At 47.5% G+C, this 1838-nt stretch carries 2 protein-coding genes; both read left to right on the top strand.

Features of this window, described 5'->3' with window-relative positions:
- Positions 1 to 15: 15 nt before the first annotated feature.
- Complete coding sequence (locus tag R8N49_RS24515) at positions 16 to 1323, top strand: isochorismate synthase (protein WP_318190146.1); 1308 nt, start codon at positions 16 to 18, stop codon at positions 1321 to 1323.
- Positions 1320 to 1838 (top strand): 2-succinyl-5-enolpyruvyl-6-hydroxy-3-cyclohexene-1-carboxylic-acid synthase (gene menD, locus R8N49_RS24510; protein ID WP_318190145.1); only part of this gene is annotated, 519 nt, incomplete at its 3' end. The genes R8N49_RS24515 and menD, both read left to right, overlap by 4 nt.

Here is a 1838-nt window from a genome sequence, read left to right as displayed (position 1 = left end):
TACTTCGAGGTTGATTTGTCAGAGTTCCATCAAGCCGTAAAGAGAATTATCGAGCGAGTTCAGCACACGGAAGGCAATCAAGTACGTCTGGTCGAGCCCCTCAGCGAAAAACCGAATTTCGCATTTATTGATTGGCTTGATGCACAACCACTTTTCCCCAAATTTTATTGGCAATCCCGTGATACTCGTGAAGAGGTCGTCGCGCTAGGACAGTTGCACTCTTTTGTTGAGCCGGGTCCTGCCTATACCATTCTTGGTGAAGGGCAGCGAGTATGGGGCGGGCGATCGTTTGATGGCCAGCACGAAAAAAATCGCCGTTGCATGCCTTCTTTCTTCTTTTTGCCTCAAATTGAACTGATTCGATTTGATCAGCAGTGGTCACTCGCGGTTAACCTAACTGAAGACAAAGCGCGCACGCTTGCCAGCTTGAGAAAGCTTATTTGCGATGTCGCCGCTTTACCTCCGATCTCGTCACATATTCGCTCGATTGTTCATACTCCTATTAAATCTGAGTGGGATGAGCTGGTACATAAAGTTCTGACTGGGATTGAGAATGATGAGTTTAAAAAAGTTGTGTTGGCTCGCCGCTCTACTGTCCAACTGGATAACAGGTTGAGCGCTGCACAACTGCTTAAAGCGAGCTATTTGAACAACCATCACAGCTTTCATTTCTTGCTGAGTTTAGACAGCAAACACAGTTTTATGGGTTCTACGCCAGAGCGTTTGTATTCTCGTGTTGGACATGAACTTCATACCGAGGCTTTAGCGGGCACTATTGGCCGCGGCGACAATGCCACTCATGATATGGAGTTGGCGAACTGGTTATCTCAGGATTCAAAAAACTTAAACGAAAACCAGTACGTCGTGGACGATATCGTGGAACGCCTTTCTCCTCATTCCGAAATGGTAGAAGTAGAAACCGAACCGAGATTGGTGCGTTTACGTAAGGTGCAGCACCTCAAACGTAATATTCATGCAAGCTTAAAAACAGGCACAAATGGCGTACAACTGCTTTCTGCATTGCAGCCGACGGCCGCAGTGGCAGGTTTGCCTCGTAAAGAGTCGATGCAGTTCATCCTTGATAACGAGCCGTTTGCTCGTGGCTGGTATGCTGGCTCTATGGGTTACATCAGCCATGAACGCGCAGAGTTTTGTGTGGCAATAAGAAGTGCATTGGTGCTTGGCGATCAAGTTCAGTTGTTTGCTGGAGCGGGTATTGTTCCTGGATCAGTTGCTGAACACGAATGGGCTGAATTAGATAAAAAGATGTCGACGCTGTTAACGTTGATTTCCGATCATCCGCCGCTTGGAGTGGCATCATGAGTTACGATCAAGCGGTTCTCAATCGAATTTGGTCAGAGACCATTTTGACTGAGCTTCACCGATTTGGTGTGAAGCATGTTTGTATCGCGCCGGGATCGCGTTCGACTCCTTTGACTTTAGAAGCGGCGGAACAGCCAAATTTTTTCATTCATACTCATTTTGATGAGCGTGGATTAGGTTTTATGGCGCTTGGTTTGGCGAAAGCGAGCCAAGAGCCGGTAGCCGTTATCGTGACTTCTGGCACTGCGGTCGCAAACTTGTTGCCTGCGGTAGCAGAAGCTAAATTAACGGGCGAAAAACTGGTTTTGCTTACTGCTGACCGCCCTGTTGAACTCGTCGGTTGTGGCGCAAACCAAGCAATTAATCAGCTTGGGATTTTTTCGCATCATGTATCGGCAAATTTGAACTTGCCAAGTCCGAGTTTAAATACGCCGCTCAACTGGTTACTCACTTCGGTTGATGAGGTGATGTTTAACCAGCAGTTACATGGCAGCGCGGTTCACATTAACTGCGCC

This window comes from Vibrio sp. 1978 (genome assembly GCF_033344345.1).
This window is presented reverse-complemented; position numbering and strand designations above follow the sequence as displayed.